The sequence below is a fragment of the Vibrio sp. YYF0003 genome, from assembly GCF_036350715.1.
GTDB lineage: Bacteria > Pseudomonadota > Gammaproteobacteria > Enterobacterales > Vibrionaceae > Vibrio > Vibrio natriegens.
On the sequence record NZ_JAZDWA010000004.1, the window covers coordinates 328,584 to 350,271 of the forward strand.

Annotated in this window: 20 protein-coding genes and 1 pseudogene; 5 read left to right on the forward strand and 16 right to left on the reverse strand. The window is 43.8% G+C overall.

The window, feature by feature from the left end:
- Nucleotides 1–44: 44 nt before the first annotated feature.
- The 4 genes from V1U08_RS14280 to moeA all read right to left on the reverse strand — a co-directional run bounded on the left by V1U08_RS14280 (nucleotide 45) and on the right by moeA (nucleotide 3,361).
- On the reverse strand, nucleotides 45–875 hold the full coding sequence (locus V1U08_RS14280) for a sulfurtransferase (protein WP_330470858.1): 831 nt from the start codon (nucleotides 873–875) through the stop codon (nucleotides 45–47).
- Nucleotides 876–918: 43 nt separating this feature from the next.
- Complete coding sequence (locus V1U08_RS14285) at nucleotides 919–1,122, reverse strand: hypothetical protein (protein ID WP_239950622.1); 204 nt, start codon at nucleotides 1,120–1,122, stop codon at nucleotides 919–921.
- 244 nt (nucleotides 1,123–1,366) lie between these two features.
- A complete protein-coding gene (gene moeB / locus V1U08_RS14290) occupies nucleotides 1,367–2,116 on the reverse strand; it encodes a molybdopterin-synthase adenylyltransferase MoeB (protein WP_065297771.1) in 750 nt (249 codons plus the stop codon).
- 9 nt (nucleotides 2,117–2,125) lie between these two features.
- Nucleotides 2,126–3,361, reverse strand: coding sequence for a molybdopterin molybdotransferase MoeA (gene moeA, locus V1U08_RS14295; RefSeq protein WP_330470859.1), 1,236 nt, complete (start codon nucleotides 3,359–3,361; stop codon nucleotides 2,126–2,128).
- 278 nt (nucleotides 3,362–3,639) lie between these two features.
- Between moeA and folE the strand changes: the two genes are divergently transcribed.
- Entirely contained in the window at nucleotides 3,640–4,293 is a 654-nt protein-coding gene (folE, locus tag V1U08_RS14300) for a GTP cyclohydrolase I FolE (protein ID WP_014233818.1), read from the forward strand.
- Between the two features lie 41 nt (nucleotides 4,294–4,334).
- Here folE and V1U08_RS14305 read toward each other — a convergent pair whose 3' ends face one another.
- Entirely contained in the window at nucleotides 4,335–5,300 is a 966-nt protein-coding gene (locus tag V1U08_RS14305) for a TDT family transporter (RefSeq protein ID WP_020334184.1), read from the reverse strand.
- 326 nt (nucleotides 5,301–5,626) lie between these two features.
- Nucleotides 5,627–7,030: a H(+)/Cl(-) exchange transporter ClcA gene (clcA, locus tag V1U08_RS14310; RefSeq protein ID WP_014233820.1), complete on the reverse strand. Its 1,404-nt coding sequence runs from the start codon at nucleotides 7,028–7,030 to the stop codon at nucleotides 5,627–5,629.
- Between the two features lie 596 nt (nucleotides 7,031–7,626).
- Here clcA and V1U08_RS14315 point away from each other — a divergent pair.
- The gene (locus V1U08_RS14315; RefSeq protein WP_330470860.1) at nucleotides 7,627–8,115 is read left to right on the forward strand and encodes a hypothetical protein; all 489 of its coding nucleotides are present in this window, start codon (nucleotides 7,627–7,629) and stop codon (nucleotides 8,113–8,115) included.
- Here the strand turns inward: V1U08_RS14315 and V1U08_RS14320 are convergent.
- On the reverse strand, nucleotides 8,102–8,527 hold the full coding sequence (locus V1U08_RS14320; protein ID WP_330470861.1) for an XRE family transcriptional regulator: 426 nt from the start codon (nucleotides 8,525–8,527) through the stop codon (nucleotides 8,102–8,104). The two genes, V1U08_RS14315 and V1U08_RS14320, sit on opposite strands and share 14 nt — an antisense overlap.
- 95 nt (nucleotides 8,528–8,622) lie before the next feature.
- Here V1U08_RS14320 and V1U08_RS14325 point away from each other — a divergent pair, with 95 nt between their 5' ends.
- The 3 genes from V1U08_RS14325 to V1U08_RS14335 all read left to right on the forward strand — a co-directional run bounded on the left by V1U08_RS14325 (nucleotide 8,623) and on the right by V1U08_RS14335 (nucleotide 12,608).
- Nucleotides 8,623–9,531: an aldo/keto reductase gene (locus V1U08_RS14325; RefSeq protein ID WP_020334187.1), complete on the forward strand. Its 909-nt coding sequence runs from the start codon at nucleotides 8,623–8,625 to the stop codon at nucleotides 9,529–9,531.
- A 94-nt stretch (nucleotides 9,532–9,625) separates the two neighbouring features.
- The gene (locus tag V1U08_RS14330) at nucleotides 9,626–11,152 is read left to right on the forward strand and encodes an NAD(P)H-hydrate dehydratase (protein ID WP_330470862.1); all 1,527 of its coding nucleotides are present in this window, start codon (nucleotides 9,626–9,628) and stop codon (nucleotides 11,150–11,152) included.
- A gap of 412 nt (nucleotides 11,153–11,564) precedes the next feature.
- Complete coding sequence (locus V1U08_RS14335) at nucleotides 11,565–12,608, forward strand: GMP reductase (protein ID WP_014233825.1); 1,044 nt, start codon at nucleotides 11,565–11,567, stop codon at nucleotides 12,606–12,608.
- 361 nt (nucleotides 12,609–12,969) lie between these two features.
- Here the strand turns inward: V1U08_RS14335 and V1U08_RS14340 are convergent.
- The 9 genes and pseudogenes from V1U08_RS14340 to uxaC form a co-directional block, all read right to left on the reverse strand.
- Nucleotides 12,970–13,256 (reverse strand): annotated as a pseudogene (locus tag V1U08_RS14340) (IS5/IS1182 family transposase); the annotation flags it as partial.
- A gap of 75 nt (nucleotides 13,257–13,331) precedes the next feature.
- Nucleotides 13,332–14,102 (reverse strand): EAL domain-containing protein, encoded by a 771-nt coding sequence (locus V1U08_RS14345; protein ID WP_065297766.1) that lies wholly within the window; start codon nucleotides 14,100–14,102, stop codon nucleotides 13,332–13,334.
- Between the two features lie 403 nt (nucleotides 14,103–14,505).
- Nucleotides 14,506–14,871: a hypothetical protein gene (locus V1U08_RS14350; protein WP_065297765.1), complete on the reverse strand. Its 366-nt coding sequence runs from the start codon at nucleotides 14,869–14,871 to the stop codon at nucleotides 14,506–14,508.
- Nucleotides 14,871–15,344 (reverse strand): YhcH/YjgK/YiaL family protein, encoded by a 474-nt coding sequence (locus V1U08_RS14355; protein ID WP_330470863.1) that lies wholly within the window; start codon nucleotides 15,342–15,344, stop codon nucleotides 14,871–14,873. Before V1U08_RS14355 ends, V1U08_RS14350 begins: the two co-directional genes overlap by 1 nt.
- A gap of 103 nt (nucleotides 15,345–15,447) precedes the next feature.
- A complete protein-coding gene (locus V1U08_RS14360) occupies nucleotides 15,448–17,709 on the reverse strand; it encodes a glycoside hydrolase family 3 protein (RefSeq protein WP_330470864.1) in 2,262 nt (753 codons plus the stop codon).
- Nucleotides 17,710–17,984: 275 nt separating this feature from the next.
- Entirely contained in the window at nucleotides 17,985–18,509 is a 525-nt protein-coding gene (locus tag V1U08_RS14365; protein ID WP_330470865.1) for a YgjV family protein, read from the reverse strand.
- A 167-nt stretch (nucleotides 18,510–18,676) separates the two neighbouring features.
- Nucleotides 18,677–19,306 carry a bifunctional 4-hydroxy-2-oxoglutarate aldolase/2-dehydro-3-deoxy-phosphogluconate aldolase gene (locus V1U08_RS14370; RefSeq protein ID WP_268669269.1) on the reverse strand — a complete coding sequence of 210 codons (630 nt, stop codon included), beginning with the start codon at nucleotides 19,304–19,306 and terminating at the stop codon, nucleotides 18,677–18,679.
- 9 nt (nucleotides 19,307–19,315) lie between these two features.
- Nucleotides 19,316–20,272, reverse strand: coding sequence for a sugar kinase (locus V1U08_RS14375; RefSeq protein ID WP_065297760.1), 957 nt, complete (start codon nucleotides 20,270–20,272; stop codon nucleotides 19,316–19,318).
- A gap of 3 nt (nucleotides 20,273–20,275) precedes the next feature.
- The gene (uxaC, locus tag V1U08_RS14380) at nucleotides 20,276–21,688 is read right to left on the reverse strand and encodes a glucuronate isomerase (protein ID WP_268669270.1); all 1,413 of its coding nucleotides are present in this window, start codon (nucleotides 21,686–21,688) and stop codon (nucleotides 20,276–20,278) included.

Genomic DNA, 21,688 nt, shown 5'->3' on the forward strand with positions numbered 1-21,688 from the left:
GTTTTTGTTTTCACTGTTATGCAGTTTCGTGACTCGTTTGTTTGCTAAATTTCGATTGGCAAGTGAAGGCTTGAACCCCACTCCGTCCACGAACCATCGTACACAGACGCATTTCGCAGGCCTAATTGATGCGCGGCTAACAACAAAATGCAGGCAGTAACGCCTGAACCACAGCTGAATATAAGGCGTTGGTCATCTTGAATCGTAAGATCACTAAAAACTTGCTCTAATTCCGAAACGGGTTTGATGTGGCCATCCGTCATCAGCTCCTGAAATGGTAAACAGATTGAGGTTGGAATGCGTCCGCTGCGAAGGCCAGCACGTGGTTCCGGTACTTCGCCTAAAAAGCGCGCTTTAGAACGTGCATCAATGATATTTGCGCTTTGATTTTTTGAGTGTTCGAGTACGGTTTGCGCGTCTAAGAACGCTTCTTCAAACAGAGTCCCGGCAAATGTACCTAATTCAGAAGGTGCTGAAAGTGAATCTACGACAGGGAAGCCGCTGTCTATCCACGCAGGTAATCCGCCATTGAGGACTTTTACGTTATCGTGTCCCATCGCTTTGAACATCCACCATGCCCTAGGCGATGCAAGCGTTCCAGAGTTATCGTAGACGACGATAAGATCATCTTTATGCAGGCCAAGCTGTTGTGCGCTGGTATTAAATCCATCTTCAGTCGGCATCATATGTGGCAGCGTGGAATCGGGTAGACAAAAGTCGTTGTCATAGTCAAAACGCAGTGAGCCCGGGATCCATTTATCGGTGATCTTCTTTCCCTCAGAAGGGATTTGGAAGCTTATGCTTGCGTCCAATATTTTCACATTGGGTTGGCCTAATAGGGCACTTAATTCCTTCGCGTCAATCAATGTTTGCATCGTTAAATCCTTATTATTAATACCCATATGATCTGGAGACACGCTAATCGCAACGAACAAATGAGAATGACTGTTCAATGGTTGTTTCTGTGGCTTGACTTAATGTTACCGTCGAACCGACAGGGCATACCACTGATGTTGGAACAGAAACGCGTTGTTGGCCAGTCTCGGGTGAGTTGATCGTCAGGTAGCGACGCTGACCATCTAAAGATTGTGTTAGCGTGTTATTTATTACGGTTGCCGTCACGGTTCTCTCTGTGTTTGGAGCGCTTAACCAGAGAAGCAGTAAAACGGCAGTCAAGCTGATTAAAACCAAAATGTATTTTTGGGGATTGTCCAAGATTGAGTTCCGTATGTTCAAGCCTGAGTAATCTTACTGTTTTACATGAAAATAAATGTCTGTTCAAAGTTGGATGCCGCTTTGCGCAAAAATCGCTTTCGTCCCATAGCAAAAAGCTCAACAATAGGTTGAGCTTTTGAATGTTATCTCGCTAATTACAAACCGGGCAGGTTGGCATTTTCATTAAATTCATCTCTCGCCAGGACATACTTAGCGCGTCAAGTATAAGTATTTTGCCTTTTATTGGCCGACCGTAATTGGCGATCACTTTAATCGCTTCCATCGCTTGCACTGCGCCGACAATGCCAACCACTGGTGCCATTACCCCAGCCTCCACACAGCTTAAAGCATCACTGCCAAACAGGGCACTTAAGCACTGATAACAGGGTTGTGCTGGATCATCGTACGTGAATACGCTTACCTGACCTTCCATACGGATCGCTGCACCGGAGATTAACGGCGTTTTCGTTGCGAAGCACAGACGGTTAAGCTGGTTACGCGTCTCTACGTTATCCGATGCATCCACAACAAGCGTATGTTGTTCAATCAGGGATTGCATTTCTGCATCATCAAGACGCTTGGCAATGGCATCAATGGCGATGTGAGGGTTAAGCTCTCGTAGCGCATCGCGGGCTGAATCAACCTTGTTACGACCGATATCGGCATCGTGATGAAGTACCTGACGCTGAAGGTTAGACAGCTCGACAATGTCATCATCAACTAATGTCAGCTTACCAACACCCGCAGTCGCAAGGTACTGACTTGACGCACAGCCCAGCCCGCCAGCACCAAGAATCAGGACTGAGCTCTGCTTAAGTGCTTCCTGCCCGTCAAAATCAAACTGACGCAGAATGATCTGGCGGTTGTAGCGCAGCATTTCTTGATCAGAAAGAATATCCACGGTGCAATCCTAGTAAAGTGTTGAGTTGAATAGTTGAATGTTTACCGTCTCACCGATTTCAACTCGGCCACGTTCGCGCTCAAGTACAACAAAGCAATTGGCTAAACTCATTGAGCGAAATGCACCAGAGCTTTGGTTTCCTGTTGTTTCTACAACGAACTTATCGTTTTCTAACGAATAAATCCCGCGCTGGTAATCCGCACGTCCCGGCACTTTCTTGAACGCCGTCTTAGTGATCGCAGGGATGGATAATGGTTCTTTCCACTCTGTATGCCCCGCCAGTTTAGCCAGCATTGGTTGAACTAAAACATACATCGTCATCATTGAAGACACCGGGTTGCCTGGAAGACCGCAGAACCAAGCTGTGGAAAGTTTGCCAAAAGCAAAAGGTTTACCCGGTTTAATCGCCAGTTTCCAGAAGCCGATTTCGCCCAGCTCTTCAAGAATATCTTTGGTGTAATCGGCTTCACCTACACTCACGCCACCCGATGTGACAACCACATCCGCCAGTGTTTGTGCTTGCTCAAATGTCGCTTTAAGGGTCTCAGGACAATCAGGGACGATGCCTAGGTCTATTGGCTCGCAACCAAAATTTTCGATAAGAGGTTTAATACCGTAACGGTTGCTGTCGTAGATTTGACCCGCTTCAAGCGACTCACCCAATGGTTTTAGCTCGTCACCGGTAGAGAAAAAGGCCACTTTTGGTTTACGCACGACAGTCACATGACTCACACCTAACGAAGCGATCATTGGAATATCGCGAGGTGTCAGGCGTGCGCCTTTGGCGAGTACGATATCACCTTGCTGGATGTCGTCACCAGTAGGACGGATGTTGTTCTGAGGCTCTACATCAGTTTGGTTAAACAGGATCCCAGAATCCGTTACTTCCGTGTTTTCTTGCATGATGACGGCATCACAGCCTTGCGGTATTTGTGCGCCCGTCATGATACGAACACACGTGCCTTGCGGCCATTCACCTTCAAATGGCTGGCCTGCAAATGACTTTCCGGCTAAAGGCAACGTTGATGACGCTTGCAGATCTTGAATACGGATTGCATAACCATCCATTGCGGAGTTGTCGAACGGAGGTACGTGAATTGGAGATAAAATGTCTTCGGCAAGTACATAACCCAATGCTTCAGCGAGTGGCAGAGACAAAGTCGTTTGGATTGGTTTGATTTGCGATAGCATCTTCTCCATCGCTTCTTCAATTGGCATCAAGCCAGGTGCGTCGCAGCAGCCCATTGAGATAGTCCTATATTCTTATGTTTTGAGGCAACTTTATCATAAAGTGACAAAGCCCACCGATAAAATATGGATGTAATTATTCAAAAATCCGAGTATCCTTGTCACCCATCCAAAAGGGGTAAAAAGTCCTCGTGGAGTCGAGAAAACCGCTCAGTCTATTTTTGTTATGTGTTTTGGATATAAATCACTAAACTGAGCGACCGAAGCGCAAACGGAATGAATCAACGAGAAATGTGTTTCAATCTGAGAGCGGCAGTTATGAAAGAGGAAGTGTAATGTCAGGTCTTAGCGAGTCAGCGAAGTTAGTAAAAGAAGCGCTAGAGCAACGTGGATTAGAAACGCCAATGCGTCCTAATAACGTAAGCCGTGAAGAGAAAAAGGAAAAGATCGAGTACCACATGCGTGAGATCTTAGGCCTCCTTCAGCTTGACCTTACGGATGATAGCCTAGAAGAAACACCGCATCGCATTGCAAAAATGTACGTGGACGAAATTTTCTCTGGTCTGGATTATTCGAACTTCCCGAAAATCACTGTTATCGAAAACAAGATGAACGTGAGTGAAATGGTTCGTGTGAAAGACATCACTGTGACCAGCACTTGTGAGCACCACCTTGTGACAATAGATGGTAAAGCCGCTGTAGCGTATATTCCTCGTGGCAAAATCATTGGCCTGTCGAAGATTAACCGAATTGTACGCTTCTTTGCTCAGCGTCCACAGGTTCAGGAACGTATGACACAGCAGATCCTTATCGCGTTACAAACGCTTCTTGAGTCTGACGATGTGGCTGTGACGATTGACGCGACGCACTACTGCGTGAAATCACGTGGTGTTATGGATGCAACCAGTGAAACAACGACCACTGCGTTGGGAGGCATTTTCAAGAGCAACCCAGCGACACGTGCCGAATTTTTGCACGGTTTACGATAAATCGAATTGAAGAAAAAAGGATGGCAGAAGCCATCCTTTTTTTATGCTTGTTTGGAGCGGGATCTGACAATTTCTGGCCAGTACATTTTCACATAGCCTGCCGACACCCAAACGACCAATACCGTAGCAATACTCAGCTCTAAAAAGCCAAAGTCATGCAGCCAGTTCCATTGCGGGTGTGATTCTGCAAAAAATGTGGTTAATCGGTGCATGGCAATTGCACTGATAACCGACGGGAATGTGACCGCTGCTATAGACGGTTGGAACTTCAATCGCAGTAGTCGGAAATAACACAGGTAAATCAGCAAGGTCATTGTGATGGCGATACCCGCTAATGCTCCTGTGAGGATTGGGTCTGGCTCAGGGAAGTTCACTAAATAGGCTGCTAGTGACAAGTTCACAGGAGCCGCCATGATCGCCAGAGTAGGGCGCGCCTTTCTGGGTAACGACCCAAAGAAAACTAAGCGGTATAAAACCAAAGGCAACATAAAGAAATAAATGCCAATGCACATTAGCGCAACGGTTTCTGAGAACACGTTATGCCCGAATTGAGAGCCAGCGAGCGAGCTACTTATTATCCCCACAGGGTACAGAAACCAACTGGGAACAATATTCGACATTTTAAAGTTAGTGAGCTGAAAGCCGAAAAAGAGCACCATCATAGAAAAGTGGAGCAAAAGTGCCAAAAACCACAATGGGTAAGCGATAATAGGTGACACAGAAGCAAGGTAATCTGTCAGGATCAGAAGTGCCATGCTCATCGGTGCCATTAAACTGCCGCTCAATGGATTACGAATATCGACGATGAATAAGCGAGGGCTAGTCGCATATTTGATCAGCACCGGAGCAAGTAATAGAGCGCCAAGTGACGAGAGAAATGGTCGAATCGGTTCACCGATAGCTGGAACGTACAGCGCCCAGGCTTGACCTAAACCAATAATACCAAGTGCCAATGCTGCCTGAGAGGGAGGGACACTATAAAACTGTACAAGTCTTCTCCAGTTCAAATCTACTCCGAAATGATTCTATTCGTATAAAACGTTAATACCGACCTAGCTTTCTGAAAAGGGTTTACCTGAAAAAATATCTCAGTGTCTATTTTATGCTCAGGTTAAACAAAGCCAAATGTCATGGAACAATTGCTCTATCAGGCGCGAATACTAGCAAGTTTTATTGGTAGTTACTCATAAAGGTATAGGGGAACGATCATAGAATGGCAATTTTGTGAGTTTGGTATCGAATATTTGGTAAAAGATGCAAAAGTAGCAGGTAATCGGCTCCAAACAACCCTTCCGGATAAAAGATTATTTGGAGCGAAATGGGGACTAAACGCTTAAGACGCTTGATTTTCTGGTAGATCTTGTTGACGTAGCTTGTCATTTTTAAGCGTACGACGAAGTAACTGACTGTATATCGGTTGTCCGCCTAGTAACTGGGCAATAATTACTGCGCCCAGACAGGTAATGATGAGCGGTAAAATAAGGTAGTAGTTATTGGTCATCTCGATAACCAGCAGAATGCCTGTGATTGGAGCACGTACGGTTGCAGCAAATAAGGCGCCCATGCCTGCGATCGCAAACATGCCCGGTTCAATATCTAGGGCTGGTAGCAGCACTTCTGCACTGGCACCAAATGCATAACCAAATAAGGTACCCAAAGCGAGCATTGGCGCGAAAATACCGCCAGGCGCACCAGAGCCAAAACAAAGTAATGTTGTTACAACACGGCCAACAAACAGCAGCACTAACAGTGTGATGGAGTAGTTCCCGTTTGTTACGTCGGGGATGAGTGCGATGCCGCCACCCGTCAATTGTGGCACGTATAAAAGCAGTAAACCGAATACACCACCTAGAATCGATCCTGTAATAAGGTAACGCTTACGATCGTTTTTGTGGATAGCCACAAAGCTATCTTGAGCGATGGTGATAAGTTTATTGAAGATAACGCCGAATACACCAAACAAAGCCCCTAGTAGTAGGAACAGCCAAAGAGATTGTAAGGCTGGTGGCTGATACTGAGGCATGGTGATCACTGCATCTTGGCCATTAATCGCCCGAAACACAATGTTAGCCATGATGGCGGAGATGATCACCGCACGAATGGAAATCAATGAATAGCGAAATTGAGGGCGCATCTCTTCAACGACAAACATGATGCCTGCTAACGGCGCGTTAAACGCCGCGGCCAAGCCACCTGCCGCGCCTGAAGCGAGCAGAGAGTGCCTTGTGTCGTCATCTTTTACGCGGAAAATATCTGTCACCATTCGACCGACAGCACCACCCATTTGTACCGTTGGACCTTCACGGCCTAATACCATGCCTGACCCTAGCGCACCCATACCACCGAAAAACTTCACTGGTAGCACGCGCCACCAACGGACTGGACGAATATTGTCCATCGCGCCTTCTATTTCAGGGATGCCGGAACCTGCAGCCTCGGGAGCAAAACGGTGAACAAGGAAGTAGCCGACAAAAGCCAACATGGCGCTAATAAGTACGGCTGCCAGCCAAAGTGGCAACATGCTACCAATTTCACTTTTTAGCCATTCGGTACGAGTTTCAGAAACGAGGTGGACGGCATGTTCAAAGTAAGTTCCGACAACGCCAGCAAGTATGCCTACGATAGCGGCCATTAACAAAACCGATATTGGTGTCGACCCTCGAGAGATAAACTGGTTAATCGCATCTTTCGGTACGTGCGCTAACACAGACTTCACAATTCTCTCTCTCTTGGTCATTAACGGTTTCTCCTGCTTCTATTTGATGGGACGGAGGAAATTATACGCCCGGAAGAGTCTAGACCTAATCGGCAAAGTTGCAATTTAGCTTTCCACTATTGGTAGCTCAAAGATTCTGACTCGATAGTATTCGCAAATATTGTGCTATTGATCTCATATCTCACGTTGTTTTTTTACAGAGAAAGCTTGTTTTCTGAGAAAAATGAACCATGCTTTAAGTGTAAAGCAACATGACTGCTTCAGAAGGAGGGATGTGACGTTTTACTCACAATTTGGATGGATTCAAACCCTACGGTAATTCCTCGTTTTAAGTTTGGGATGCATCTGTAGACTTCCCGATTCGCACACTCACGATTGAGTAACGAGGTAGAGGCGCACTTGAAATGTGCGCCTTCTTAATGTCTGTCATCTTGAATTGTTAGAGTTTATTTGTTGCACCCTGCTTGATAATTTTTCATTCCACGTTAATGTTTTGCCAACTGTTGCTGCCTTGATAAAACCCAATGCGTTTCTTATCCCTTTTCTTAATTTCCTTTTGTAGTGCTTTATTGCCGCAGTCCACCTTGGCGATGGATAATCATTGGTGGCACAGCGTATTGTCTGATCAACCCTTGATTCAGGTAAAAAGCACCGTTCAAAAAGGTGGCCTTTGGTATCGGTGTGATAGCGAATGGAACGATTCGGAACCGTCTGTTGATACGCTTTGTTTAGACGAATTTAGCTACTATCACCAGCATTTGTACGGTGAAGTTATTTTACGTCAGGAAACTGCTGAATTTGTTTTTTTGGCGCAATTCCAATGGCAGAGCTGGAATGACCTAATTCTTAACTTAAGAAAAGATGGCTTGGTAATAAAAAGTATCCATTTTGATGATCAAGAAATGGATGTGCTTAGCTCGCTGAAAAATAAGTCAGCAGACGATGTAGATAAAGAAGTCATCTTAATGATGAATCGTTACCCACCAGAAGCCAATCGGAGAATTCAGTGGGTAAGATCAAGTGAGTTTCAATCAGCGTCTCCAAGTTTGGCGGTGTCGCTGATTAGTGATGGTGAAATGATCACGCTTCGAGTTACGCGCTTTTAGGCTCGTGCTGATTTTTGTTCTCATGATGCAATGAGAGAAACGTTGCCATCGCAGACTCATCTAAAAAGCCATCTGCTTTTTTATGTGAGCGCAGATATTGGTAACCAGCGATAAGTTTACGATGTATCTCTTGCTCATCTTCTGGCAGTGTTTCGTTCATCACGTGTTGAAAAGCGAGTTTATACGCCTCCAAATCCACCACTTCAGCGCGGCGATAAAGGTACCCGCACCCTGTAGCCAACCATTCAAGAGAGCAGTTTGCTCGCATCGCAATTTGGTTCGCTTTTGTTAGGCTCGGTTCACTACCTTTTAAATATTTTCTAATCAAGGCTTCTGACACTTCAACACGGCGTGCAAACCCGCTGATGCTTTCTTCGCCAATTAAAGTCGATAATCGTTGGGCAAAAGACATATTTCGTACTCCAGTTCGAATTGCGAAAGTTTACCCGTTGAGACAGCGCGAAAACAAGACTAGGATGAAAGCAGATTAAATAAAGGAGAGAACCAATGGTTGCAAAAGTAGTGACTGCACCAAGTGGCCCAGAATTTTCAGAACTGGTTCAAGGATACTGGCGCGCTGTAGATTGGGGAATGACGGCTCAAGAGCGTTTGACCTTCCTTAAGCAACATGTGGAACTAGGTATTACAACGGTTGATCACGCCGATATTTATGGTAACTACGAGTGTGAAGCGCTGTTTGGCGAAGCGTTAACGTTGGACAAAAGCGTTCGTGAACACATTCAGATCGTAACCAAGTGTGATATCAACTTATGTGGAGATAAAACACCAGAGCGTAAAATCAACCATTACGACACGAGTTCTGCGCACATTTACCAATCGGTGAACAACTCACTTGAGCGTTTAAATGTAGATGAAATCGACGTTCTGCTTATTCACCGCCCAGACGTTTTGATGGACGCTGACGAAGTGGCAGAAGCATTTTCAGAGCTGCATAAAGTGGGTAAAGTGAAACACTTTGGTGTCTCAAACTTTACGCCGCGTCAGTTTGAGTTGTTGCAATCGCGTCTGGGCAAACCACTCGTGACAAACCAAGTGGAAATCAACCCACTAAACTTTGAGGTTGCGCACGATGGTACGTTGGATCAGATGCAAATGTTGCGCACTCGTCCAATGGCTTGGTCTTGCTTAGGTGGTGGCTCTATTTTCAGCGGCGATAGTGAACAGGCGGTTCGTGTACGTAATGAGCTAGAAGCCATTCGTGAGGAAGTCGGTGCGGCCAGTATTGATCAGGTGATTTACGCTTGGGTTCGTCGCCTGCCTTCTAATCCAATCCCAATTATTGGCTCTGGTAAGATTGAGCGCGTTCAAACGGCTGTTGATGCATTAAACATCGAGTTGACTCGTGAACAGTGGTATCGCGTTTGGGTTGCATCTAAAGGACACGGTGTGCCATAGAGCGCCCTCACAGCATCAATAATTGTATTAGGCATCCACATTGGGTGCCTTTTTTGTATACTTATTTTGTGTGCTTGTGACGAAGAATGTGGTTATGGACTTTAATCTTGCTTTAAAACTTTATACAGCAGAACAAGTCAAAAATGGTGAAGTGATTGCAGCGCAGATGGCTGGCGTTTCAATGTATAGCTTGATGCAACGAGCTGGGATGGCTGTTTACGAGCAATTTCTGCATCTTTACCCCAGAGCAAAGAATGTATTGGTCGTTTGCGGTAAAGGCAATAATGGTGGAGATGGTTATGTTTTTGCTTCTCTCGCTAAGCAAGCCCAACTCAATGTGAAGGTATTTCAGCTTGGAGATACTTCTTCACTTACTGGCGATGCCCGCTGTGCTTACGAAGATTGGCAAACCGTTGATGGCCAAAACAGCAGTTGGGATGACTGGAACACCGCATTACTTGAAGCGGATGTCATCATTGACGCAATATTGGGGACAGGATTGAGCGGTGAAGTGAGAAAAGAGTATCGACGCTATATTGAGCAAATTAACCAAATTCGGTGTCCGGTTATTTCGGTCGACATCCCCTCAGGATTATGCGCCAACACGGGCTCTGTGTTAGGTGATGCAATATACGCAAACCACACGCTTACTTTTATCGGTGTCAAACAAGGTTTAGTGACGGCCCAGGCGAGAAGTCATGTGGGTGAATTGCACTTTCGTGGCTTGGGCGTCAATGTAGAGTTTGACTCTATAGAAGAGGAGAGTGCACTAGGTATCGATCACCAGGTCATCCCTCGACTTTTACCTCCACAAAAACCAACCGCTCACAAAGGCGATAACGGTAAATTGCTTTGCGTCGGTGGCAATCTCGGAATGTCCGGCGCGATTCGCTTCTGCGCTTCGGCTGCTGTGCGCAGTGGATCGGGACTGACTGCAGGGATAACCCATCCAACGAGCCTAGTGCCACTGCAAATCGCTTGCCCAGAAGTGATGAGCCAAAGTATTACCGCTGATGAGTTGCGGAATACCGAAAATGAACTGACTAAGCGAATTAGATGGGCTGATGCGTTAGTTTTTGGCCCTGGATTTGGCGATGATGAGTGGGCATACCAAGCTTATCAATATTTGTCTCAGCCACATAAACCGAAAGTCGTCGATGCCGACGGATTGAATATACTGGCGATGCTCAGTCAGCGTTATGATGGAACGTTAGTATGCGATAACCAACGAGTGATGACCCCACATCCGGGAGAAGCCGCGCGTTTGTTAAATGTGACCACGCAAGACGTTGAACGTGACCGGTATTCAGCCGCTAGGCAGTTGCACGAACGTTTTGGTGGTGTGGTGGTGCTGAAAGGCGCTGGGACGCTCATTTATGATGGCATACGAATGTATGTTTGTCTGGCTGGTAATCCGGGTATGGCAAGCGGAGGAATGGGAGATGTGCTCTCCGGTGTTATTGGTGCGTTGCTGGCGAAAGGTATACCAATCTCTATCGCTGCCAGATTAGGCGTCATGATCCATAGCCACGCGGCGGATATCAATGTGAACCAATATGGAGAGCGAGGATTGTTAGCCAGTGATGTCGTAGAAACGCTTCGCTTTGCCATGAATCCATGAAATTTTGGTCCGATTTTGTGAAAATCTTTGTATTTCAAGTTGCCGATTAGGGCATTACTTGCGTGGAATTTGATGGATTTGAGATATGAAACGTCTGAACCTGGTCACTGAGACGCAACGGTTTGCGCAATCGTTTGAGAGTTATGACATTTTAACTTGTTGAATTTGTTAAATAAGAAAAAGATTTGATGGTTTTAGCGGTGTTTTTGATATGCGATTTTCAAGATGGTAACACAAAAAAATTTCAAATATCAGACTTGTAGGAAATAAATCACAGCCTATAATGCTGAAAACCGGAGCGTCTGCCAACGCTCCGGTTTTTTTGTGTCCGAAGAACAGTGAACTCGTCTGCCAACGACTTCACTACGCACTCTGAGATGACACATAGACATATGAATCAAGGAATTACACAATGCGTATCGAACAAGAACTTAAGTTAGGTTTCAAAGATGTACTGTTTCGCCCGAAACGTTCTACCCTTAAAAGCCGTTCTCAAGTAAATTTAACCCGCGATTTTACATTCAAGCATAGTGGTCGTCAATGGTCTGGTGTGCCTGTAATTGCAGCGAACATGGACTCGGTTGGTAGCTTTGAAATGGCTACTGCGTTAGCTGAGCATGGTGTAATGACAGCAGTGCACAAGCACTACACAGTGGAAGATTGGGCGGAGTTTGCGAAATCAGCAGATAAAGCAACGCTGAACAACGTGATGGTGTCTACCGGTACGTCGGATGCAGACTTCCAAAAAACCAAAGACATCATGGCACTTTCTGATGAGTTCATTTTCATCTGCGTTGATATCGCCAATGGTTACTCAGAGCACCTTGTTGAGTATGTAGAACGCGTACGCGCAGAATTCCCAGACAAAGTTATCTCTGCTGGTAACGTTGTCACTGGTGACATGTGTGAAGAGCTAATTCTTGCTGGCGCAGACATCGTTAAAGTAGGTATTGGCCCAGGTTCAGTTTGTACGACACGCGTTAAAACCGGTGTTGGTTACCCGCAGCTTTCTGCAATCATCGAATGTGGTGATGCGGCGCACGGCCTTGGCGGTATGATCATCGGTGATGGTGGTTGTTCTTGCGCTGGTGACGTTTCTAAAGCGTTTGGTGGCGGTGCAGACTTCGTTATGCTTGGCGGAATGCTGGCTGGTCACGAAGAGTCAGGCGGTGAAGTTATCGAGAAAGATGGCAAAACCTTCATGAAATTCTACGGCATGTCTTCTCAGTCGGCTATGGACAAGCACTCAGGTGGTGTGGCTAAGTACCGCGCAGCTGAAGGAAAAACCGTACTATTGCCTTACCGCGGCAGTGTTCACGGCACTATCCAGGACATCCTTGGTGGCGTGCGTTCAACCTGTACATACGTAGGCGCAGCAAAGCTTAAAGAGCTAACCAAGCGTACGACATTTATCCGCGTACAAGAGCAAGAGAACAACGTATTCGGTAAAGAGTAAATCGACTAAATATCGGAAAATTATTGTAAAAACAACCATAAGTTGATTTTACTAAACCATACGTTGAAATAGAAACAGCCGTACCTTGGAAAAACTTTTAAAGTGTACAACACTTAGGCAAGTTTACTACAGGTATGGCTGTTTTATTATGAAAAACAGATTCTTAGAAAATCGTCAGTAAAAAATATATCTCGTATCGTAAGCCTAAAAAATGACCCCATTGAAAAGGTAGAATCTGGTCTTGAATTTGATGCTTGTTTTCATTTCGAATTTAATCCTCAACTTGGTATATTTTGATGCTCAGCCTGGCTTTGTTTCTTAATCTGAGTTGAGGATAAAGTTGCCAGAAAAAGATAGAGTTTTAAACAATAAACTGAGTTTTAGGTATACCTAGCCCATAGGCTTGTTCAGAACTTTGATCATGGCGTAAGTTTTACCAACCTGAGTATTGTAATTTCTCAGACTTGATTTCCCACCTAACAACTGTTTCACTCGATAGATTTCCGTGTCAGATAGGGAGCGCTTATGATTGCCATCCCGCTTATTCCACTTCTTTTTGGATACATAGAGTTTCTGATCGCCTACCGTTAAATAACGGGGGTGTTCTCGCTTACAGAAGGCTGCCCCTTCTCTTGCCCATATGAGCGAACCCTTACAGCACTATGGAGCGGATCAGATCGTAACTTCTTGATTTAGATATTATATATAGTCACCTGTCATACTTTAAATATTAAACTTCTCTATTGCATCTATATGATTAATCGGAGGTAAAAAATAGTAACCTTGCATTAGAGAAACTGTATTTTTAAATTCATTATATTGGTGTGAGGTTTCAATACCTTGCAGGGCAACCATTGAACAATGGGAAGACACGACTTTGATTAAAAAATCCAGCTCATCATCTAAGTGGTAGTTAAATAATGATTCCCTATTAATTTTTACTATATCCCAATTAAAAATGTATAGTAAATTAATACTATATCTTTTATTGATTCTAAAGTTATCAAAAAATAATAAGAAATTATTTTCCCTAAGTATGTCTAATCCTTTTTTAAGTTTTTTATTTTTAATAATATTACTGTAATGACCATCCAAGTTAACCTCAAAAGCAATTACATTCCTGCCATCATATGATGAGACTTTACTTAAGAACTCCTTATCTTCTATGCATTTAAATGAGATATTTATTGAGAATTTTAATATTTTCTTGTTTTTGTTAAATGTTTTCCTTACCCACTGAATCTTAGTTGTGGCTAAAAATTTTATAAAATCATCATCTAAATAATTTAAAAAATCATTACTTTTTATGAACTCACTGCTCGTTCGGACTACTTTACTTAAAACTTCGAATGCGTACAATTTTGCCGACTTTGGATTTAAAATAGGTTGTAGTAGAAATTGAAAGTCTGCGTATAACATCTTTTTATCTATTTCAATAAAAACTCTAACACAATCATCCTCTATAAACTCAGATTTAAAATTCATATTATCCATATTTTTCTCTAAATAATACTAAAATATTTGTATATGTGTATAATAAGTTACCCTTCTCAAGGGTATAATTAATTTTTCATGTTGTTATTTACATTGATGGCTTCGTATTTGTTGAATTTTAAAAACAGAAATTAGTACTTATTTTCCATGATTTTTAATACATAAAAACCATCCGTTAGAATCCCAGTCTGATTGTGAAGCCAAATAGTTTCTTACTTTAAACTTATTCAGGTAGGTGGTTGCTTCCTGTTTTTGTTCTTTGATGAGGTTTAGATTTTAGGCTCGACGGCTAATGATAGTAGCTAATCAGATCGTCACTTCTTTATTTCAATAAAACGAATCAAGCATCAAAGGGCAATAGCCCAGAGATGCCTATGTGATGCAATTGGTAGACTCGACTGACCTAGAGTGCCACTAATTTTCCAGATCTTACTACCAATCCTGGTAAATAGGCCAACTTATCAGCAGACATTTTCGTACCATTCGGAAGTGTTATGTGATTTACCATCCAAACGACACAACCTTGTTCTAAATTAAACAAGCAGCGTACTTGCGAGTACAAAGTGCCATCATCGAATGGTTCCGAGACAGGGTTAGCAACTCCGTTCCATGTTTGTTGCAGTTCTTCCAGTTTTACATTGAGGCTTAAAGTTATTACTTCAGGTTCGACATCCTTAACAACCGTCATGGTTATACGCGACTGCTGACCGTTTACGTCGAGATGAATTTGATGAGGAATTTGTTCATCGTTCCATTGAAGTTTTTTCATTATTGGGTCTCCAGCCATATTCTAGAAATCTTGATTACCGCTTTGCGCACTGACATTGGTCGGTTGACTGAAATAAGCGGTCGGTGAGGTTGCTCTGTATTAAAAATTACATAATCATCTTTCTTCAAATCTATATATTGTTCGTTGATGATTTCTTCACCGAATGCAATGTCGCGCTCTTCCAGATAATTTTCATTAATACTGAGAAATGGGTGTACGCTGAAGCCAAAGCGTTCTTCACCTTCTAACAAAATTTGAACATCAATGTATTTTTTGTGCATTTCTGCTTTTCGTGCTTGTAGGGCTTCAGTGTTGTCATCAACGACAAAGAAAAATACATCTTCGCCTTTTATCAAATATCGTCCATTTTCAATAGATTGCTCTAGTTGGTATTTTACCTGTTTTATTATGTTGCGTAGAGCTGGAGAGAGCATCTGATCCCCGTCTAGGCTTGCTAAGTTTCCCTTGTACATATATTCCTCGGCACAATTGAAAATAAGTAGAAAGGCGTCAGGAGAATTAGTCCAGCGCCTTTCGGTTCTTAAGTTCTAGTTAACATTACTTTTATTTGGTCTATCAGTATCCGTCTTTTCCGTAACCAAACTCGTATAACGTATCTCCTTCAGAGTAACCAGGAGCATCGGATGCCTGATCAACGATCGCTTGAGCTTTGTTTGCTAGAGCAAACGGCAGTTTACCTTTCGGTGAGAATTGGCCTGTAAGAACGTCGAATAGAGCTTCATCGTTAGAGCCAAAGGTCGCGAGAATTGCACCCGCGTTCTTAAGACCACTTGCATCATCCATGACGAACGGTTGTCGGAAGTAAACTGAAAGTACGGTATTTTCCGCTCCAACAGCGCTCATAACTTGCTGGATTTCTGAGAGGGAAGGACTGATATTCCATGTTTCAGCTGTTGCCATATTGGTGAAGTCAAGTACGTCAACTTCATCAAATTTGGCTCCACCAAAGACTAGTAAGCCAGTGTTTTTGTTTGTAACACGAACACGTATTACGGCCTTATCAGCTGTATTCATGTCTGTCACTTCCGTAAATCCGTAATCCTCAGCAACGCCTTCGTTCACACCCAGTGTGTACAGCTTCACGCTAGATGCATCTGCACCAGATGGTAGTGGAAGAAGTGAGTTTTGGTTTTCTAGCAGTATGATTGACTTACGTTGCGCAAGATCGGCTTTAGCCTGATGTTCTGCACTGCCGACAATGCTGTTTGCCAGACTAGCGTCGACGTATGGATTTTCAAATAACCCTAGCTCGAATTGTACTGTCAACAGGCGCGTTACAGATTCATCAATACGGGATTCAGGAATTTCTCCCTCTTGCACTGCACTCAGGATGTCAGCATTCAGGTGGAAACCAGAGAACACATCGGTTCCAGCATCAATTGCGATTTTAAACAGTTCGTTTTTGGATTTGTCTTGAAGTCCCCAGGCACGGTTATTTTGCACAGTTTCGTCGTCTGGTAGACCAATGTTAGGCTCATTAATGATACCGGTATCCGAGTTTATTACCCCAGTGAAGCCCAATTGTTGACGTAATAGACCATCAAGAATACCAGCCGAAAATGCGACACCTACGTTACCTGTCGGTGTACCGGCAGTAGCTTCTGTGTTGTAATCGTTACTAGGAACCCTAATGGTATCTTGTACGCGGGTTGAAACTACATCAGCTAATGACAGATCTTTCCCATCAGACGTGCGAGTACCAACATAGAGATTAGTGCCATCATCAGCGACTGTCTGGCCTGCTGCTAGATCACTTAATTTCCATTCACCACCACCAACGACACCGTAGTAAGGCATGATTGATGCCACACCTGCCTTAATGGCTGCGCTAAACGGTTTTACATGATAGTCGAAATTATTGGTTGGGTAGCTTTGATGTTGACCGGCTAAATAATGTGGATCTAAACCTAGAAATTGTGGGCCGCCTCCAGGGAAGTGTTTCATAGTCAAAACAATACTTTCATTACTGACTTCTTTACCTTGTAGCTTGGTAACTAGAGCTGTCATGATATCTGCGGTTAGATCTGAATCCTCAGAGAAAGTTTCATGTACACGATACCAACGAGGCTCTGTAGACAGATCGGCCATATAACCGTACATACCGCGTAGACCAATGGCATGCCATTCTTTTCTCATGATTTCCGCAAACTCTTCGATTCCCTGCATGTTGCCATCACTTAAAGCCATGGAAGCCAGACCTGCTTCTTTAGGCCACTCCGAGAATGCGCCAGCAGATACGTTGATACCTGGTTTGGCATTTGGGTCTAAGTGATTACGCGCGTTAGACTTAAACAGAGAAGGGATACCTAAACGAGTTGCTTCGCTAAGCTCTTGTACAGAGTTCATGTACTGAGCCGCTTCTTTTGGTGAAATCGGAGCACTGCTGCGGCCTGTAATTACATCTCCACTTGGATTACGTTCAGACTCTTCCATCGCATCTACCTCATCCTGAGTTAAGATAGAATTTCTGAATATAAAGCGATTCATCTTCTGCTGCTCGATATATTCGACATGGGTTTCGTTGGTCTCACCGTATGGTGCTGCATTCATGGTATCAATAAGCATCATGCCGACTTTCTCTTCGAGAGTCATACGACTTACGAGATCAGAAATTCTTTCGGAAGTTGATTTACGCCAATCCTCATACGGATCAAGTTCGCCATTTTTGTTTAGGTCTTTGAACTGATAGCCGTCTTTCTCGAGTACTGTCGCTACTCGTGTCCCTAATATTGGTTGATCATATTTGTCATTGGAGTTGCAGCCACTCAATAAAATAGCTAGCGCCAGAGGAGTAAGGCAGAAGTAAGATTTTTTCATTTGTTGTTTTCCTGTTGTAGGGTTCAGTTAAAAGTTAACAGGGATTAAATATTGCTCAACCAAATTGTTTTGATATTGAGATATTGATCGTCCAATTTATTAATTTGGTAAACCAAAGTATTTTAAGACAACGAAATGAAATTTTGAAGAGATGCGAAAAAGACCTAATTTAACTTAGCTTAACTGGACTTAAATTAAGCCAGCATTTTTCAATGGGTTTAGTACGCTGAAATATATTCAGAATATGGCACCGTAATGAGTTATGTAATAAGGTGTTAGTCTGTAGTAACGACCTGATTTATAGGTTGTTTTTTTCTTATTTCGTACAGCCTGTATATAGTGATTAAATTCGTAATAATAAAACATCCTTCAACCATCGAACCTCCGATAGAACCCAACCAAATATTATGTGTTATCCAACAGAAGGAATTGATTAAAATAAATAGCCTGAGCTTAATACCTTGTTTTGTAAATAGTGCCCAAGTCGCGATAGAGGATCCGAATACTGTAATAAATTCAAAAATACTATCGACATTAGGCAATGTCATCGCCCACATCGATAGAATGAAAAACCACATGACCTTTTTAGATTGAGTTTTAATAGAGGCTAAACTTCTCAAGCCATTAAATATCACTCCAATAGTAGCCACTAATGCACCCATGAGGAAAAAATGAATGGCCATAAAAAAGCAAAATATAACCATTTGAATCCGAAAGCGGCGGTCATTTTTCTGCAAAAATGCGGCTAAGCCTATGATAAAAGCTATGCCGCCAACACTTTGTGCTAGCCACGTTTCCATGTGACATCTCCACATTACGAACGACTTATCGCCTCTCTGACAATAAGTCGTAACAGTCAATACTTCATAATCATTCTGATTAAGGGCTAATCAAGAGTTTTTGCTAATGCTTAATGCATTCCTAAACACTATTAGTGTGCCTTATTAAAAACACTCTGTTTCGAGTTTTAGGATTGAATCAACGCAACTGCTTCACGGGTGAGCCGAGCTAATTCGTCCCAGTCTCCTTTTTCAATTAAGGATTTTTCTACCATCCAGGTACCGCCACAAGCGATTACTCGTGGGATAGCGAGGTAATCGTTGATATTAGAAGGTTTAATACCACCAGTCGGCATCAGTTCCAGATTGGTATAAGGCGCTAGCAAAGATTTGACCATGTTAATTCCGCCAGATGGCTCTGCTGGAAAGAACTTCATGGTGGTAAGACCCATTTCAAGAGCTGCTTCAACAGCGCTTGGGTTATTCACCCCAGGAATGATTTCGATATTGAGTTCTTGACAGGCGCGCACGGTGTTTGGATTAAAACCCGGAGAAACAATGAAGGTTGCGCCTGCTTCTTTTGCTGCAATAACCTGCTCACGGTTAAGTACTGTACCAGCGCCGATTAACATCTCTGGTTGCGACTCGCGCAGCAGGCGAATCGCTTTTTCTGCCGCTTCTGAACGAAAAGTAATTTCGGCGACTGGCAGCCCGTTTTCAACCAACACTTTACCTAAAGGAATGATGTCCTCAGCATTGTCGATGGCAATAACAGGAATAATTTTAAGATCTTTGATTTGTTGTTTAATGTCAGACATTTTTCTTCCTTATTGAGCTTTTAAAGCTGATTGAGTATAAATTTTGTCGATGATCGCGCCACGATGCTGAATTACGGTTCCGGCAAGTTGGTTACCTCTATGACATGACTCGACCAATCCGTTTCCGTCTAGGTATGCCGATAGAAAACCACCATTGAATGAATCACCGGCAGACGTTGTGTCCACCACTTGTTCGACAGGGGTAGTGGTGACGATGCGAGCTTCCTTTTCGGTCTCCTGAACCAAGCATCCATCCGGTCCGGTTTTGACTACACAACGGCGTACACCGAGGCTTATTAATCGGTCAAGTGTGCGTGCCGGTGTCGCATCCCCCCACAATTGTTGCTCGTCATCAAAGGTTACTAGTGCTAAGTCGGTTAACTGGTACATAGTTTCGTAGATGAATTTGACGGTAGCGTTATTGTCATTTGGCCAGAGCGCTTGGCGAAAATTGCTATCAAAGGCTATTTCCACTCCATTCTGACGTAGTTCGGATAATAAGCTCAGAAGCTCGACTCGATCCTCTTCAGGAAGAATGGCAAGGCTAATACCACTGACGAAAACCATGTCGACTTTTGTAAGTGCGGACTCGATATCGGCAATTTGGGGGTGCTGCATGATATAGCGCGCCGCAGATTGATTACGCCAGTATAAAAATGTTCGTTCTCCCTGATCGTCGAGTTGAATCAGATACAGGCCAGGCGAACGATGGTGATCGCGTAGTGTAAACGACGTATCTATCCCTTCTTGTTCCCAACGGTTAAGCATACCTTCGCTAAGAGGATCGGTACCCAGAGCAGTAACATAAGAGACTTTAATTTTTTCAGGGTGCAAATTGGCTTCACGCCCTCTACAAAGATACACGGCAGCATTAAGAGTGTCTCCGCCGTAAGTCTGTTGCATAGGGCCGAACGGCTTGCCGTTCAGCTCAATCATACACTCACCGATAATGGCGATGTGTTTCATTGCTTAAACCCTCTCTTCAAAATAACGTTTGGCATTACCAAAGCAAATATTCTCAACCATTGGGCCAAGCAGTGATAAGTCGTTCGGGACTTCGCCATTTTCAGCCCAGCGACCAATCATGTCACATAGAATACGGCGGAAATATTCGTGGCGGGTGTAGGATAAAAAGCTGCGAGAGTCCGTCAGCATACCGACAAACTGGCTTAGCAGGCCAAGTTGTGAGAGCTGTTCCATCTGACGTTGCATACCGTCTTTCTGATCGTTAAACCACCAACCAGAACCAAACTGAACTTTGCCAGCAATGCCACCGCTCTGGAAGTTACCAATCATGGTCGCCATCATTTCGTTGTCTCTTGGATTGAGGCAGTACAAAATAGTTCTAGGCAGCTCATTGGATTTATCCATCTCATCCAGCAGGTGGGCGAGTTCAAAAGCAAACGGACGATCTCCAATTGAATCGAAACCAGAATCTGCACCCAATAGTTGGAACATGCGGCTGTTGTTATTACGTTGTGCACCAATATGGAGTTGCATCACCCAACCCAATTGGGCATAGCGTTGGCCTAGCCAGACTTGAAGTGCAGTACTAAATTGAGCAACTTCTAGTTCGTTTAAAATGTGACCATTAAGACGACGAGCGAGAATATCGTCTAGGATGTTTTTTTCAGGGATCTTAGCGAAACGAACAACTTCTATACCATGATCTGCGGCTTTGCAGCCGTATTCGTTGAAATACTGTAAACGGATTTCTAATGCATCGCACAGTTCGTCAAAAGTGGCGATATCTACGTCCGCAACTTGAGACAGTTGAAGAATATAATCCGCGAAACCTTCTAGCTCGATCTTAAATGCTTTGTCAGGACGCCAGCTTGGTAATACAGCAATATCGAAACTAGGGTCTTGAGCGATAGTGAGATGGTGTTCAAGTGAATCAATTGGATCATCCGTAGTCCCGGCCATAACAACATTCATTTGCTGCATAATGCCACGCGCGCTGAACTCTGGGGAGGCGAGCATTTCATTACATTGTTGCCATATAGTGTCTGCATTTTCAGGTCCAAACAGCGTATTAGTAATGCCAAATGGGCGACGCAGTTCCAGGTGAGTCCAGTGATACAAAGGATTCCCAAGTGTCTGTGGTACGGTGTTGGCCCAGGCGAGGTACTTGTCGTAGTCGCTTGCATCGCCAGTAATCAGTTGCTCGTCAACTCCCGCGGAGCGCATGCCACGCCATTTGTAATGATCACCGGCCAACCAAATTTGAGTCAGGTTTTCGAAACTACGATCGTTTGCAACCTCGGCAGGATTAAGATGGCAATGGTAATCATAGATAGGTTGTTTACTGGCATGCTCATGGTAGAGGCGTCGAGCGGTTTCGGTTGACAGTAAAAAATCTTCGCACATAAAATCTTTCAT

Bases quoted from the DNA above. Each gene is read 5' to 3' on its own strand.
- V1U08_RS14365 (WP_330470865.1), bottom strand. From the start codon at position 18,509: ATGGAAACGTGGCTAGCACAAAGTGTTGGCGGCATAGCTTTTATCATA.
- folE (WP_014233818.1), top strand. From the start codon at position 3,640: ATGTCAGGTCTTAGCGAGTCAGCGAAGTTAGTAAAAGAAGCGCTAGAG.
- clcA (WP_014233820.1), bottom strand. From the start codon at position 7,030: ATGACCAAGAGAGAGAGAATTGTGAAGTCTGTGTTAGCGCACGTACCG.
- V1U08_RS14280 (WP_330470858.1), bottom strand. From the start codon at position 875: ATGCAAACATTGATTGACGCGAAGGAATTAAGTGCCCTATTAGGCCAA.
- V1U08_RS14345 (WP_065297766.1), bottom strand. From the start codon at position 14,102: ATGGATAATATGAATTTTAAATCTGAGTTTATAGAGGATGATTGTGTT.
- V1U08_RS14320 (WP_330470861.1), bottom strand. From the start codon at position 8,527: ATGTCTTTTGCCCAACGATTATCGACTTTAATTGGCGAAGAAAGCATC.
- moeA (WP_330470859.1), bottom strand. From the start codon at position 3,361: ATGGGCTGCTGCGACGCACCTGGCTTGATGCCAATTGAAGAAGCGATG.
- V1U08_RS14350 (WP_065297765.1), bottom strand. From the start codon at position 14,871: ATGAAAAAACTTCAATGGAACGATGAACAAATTCCTCATCAAATTCAT.
- V1U08_RS14375 (WP_065297760.1), bottom strand. From the start codon at position 20,272: ATGAAACACATCGCCATTATCGGTGAGTGTATGATTGAGCTGAACGGC.
- V1U08_RS14360 (WP_330470864.1), bottom strand. From the start codon at position 17,709: ATGAAAAAATCTTACTTCTGCCTTACTCCTCTGGCGCTAGCTATTTTA.
- V1U08_RS14355 (WP_330470863.1), bottom strand. From the start codon at position 15,344: ATGTACAAGGGAAACTTAGCAAGCCTAGACGGGGATCAGATGCTCTCT.
- V1U08_RS14330 (WP_330470862.1), top strand. From the start codon at position 9,626: ATGGACTTTAATCTTGCTTTAAAACTTTATACAGCAGAACAAGTCAAA.
- V1U08_RS14335 (WP_014233825.1), top strand. From the start codon at position 11,565: ATGCGTATCGAACAAGAACTTAAGTTAGGTTTCAAAGATGTACTGTTT.
- V1U08_RS14325 (WP_020334187.1), top strand. From the start codon at position 8,623: ATGGTTGCAAAAGTAGTGACTGCACCAAGTGGCCCAGAATTTTCAGAA.
- uxaC (WP_268669270.1), bottom strand. From the start codon at position 21,688: ATGAAAGATTTTATGTGCGAAGATTTTTTACTGTCAACCGAAACCGCT.
- V1U08_RS14370 (WP_268669269.1), bottom strand. From the start codon at position 19,306: ATGTCTGACATTAAACAACAAATCAAAGATCTTAAAATTATTCCTGTT.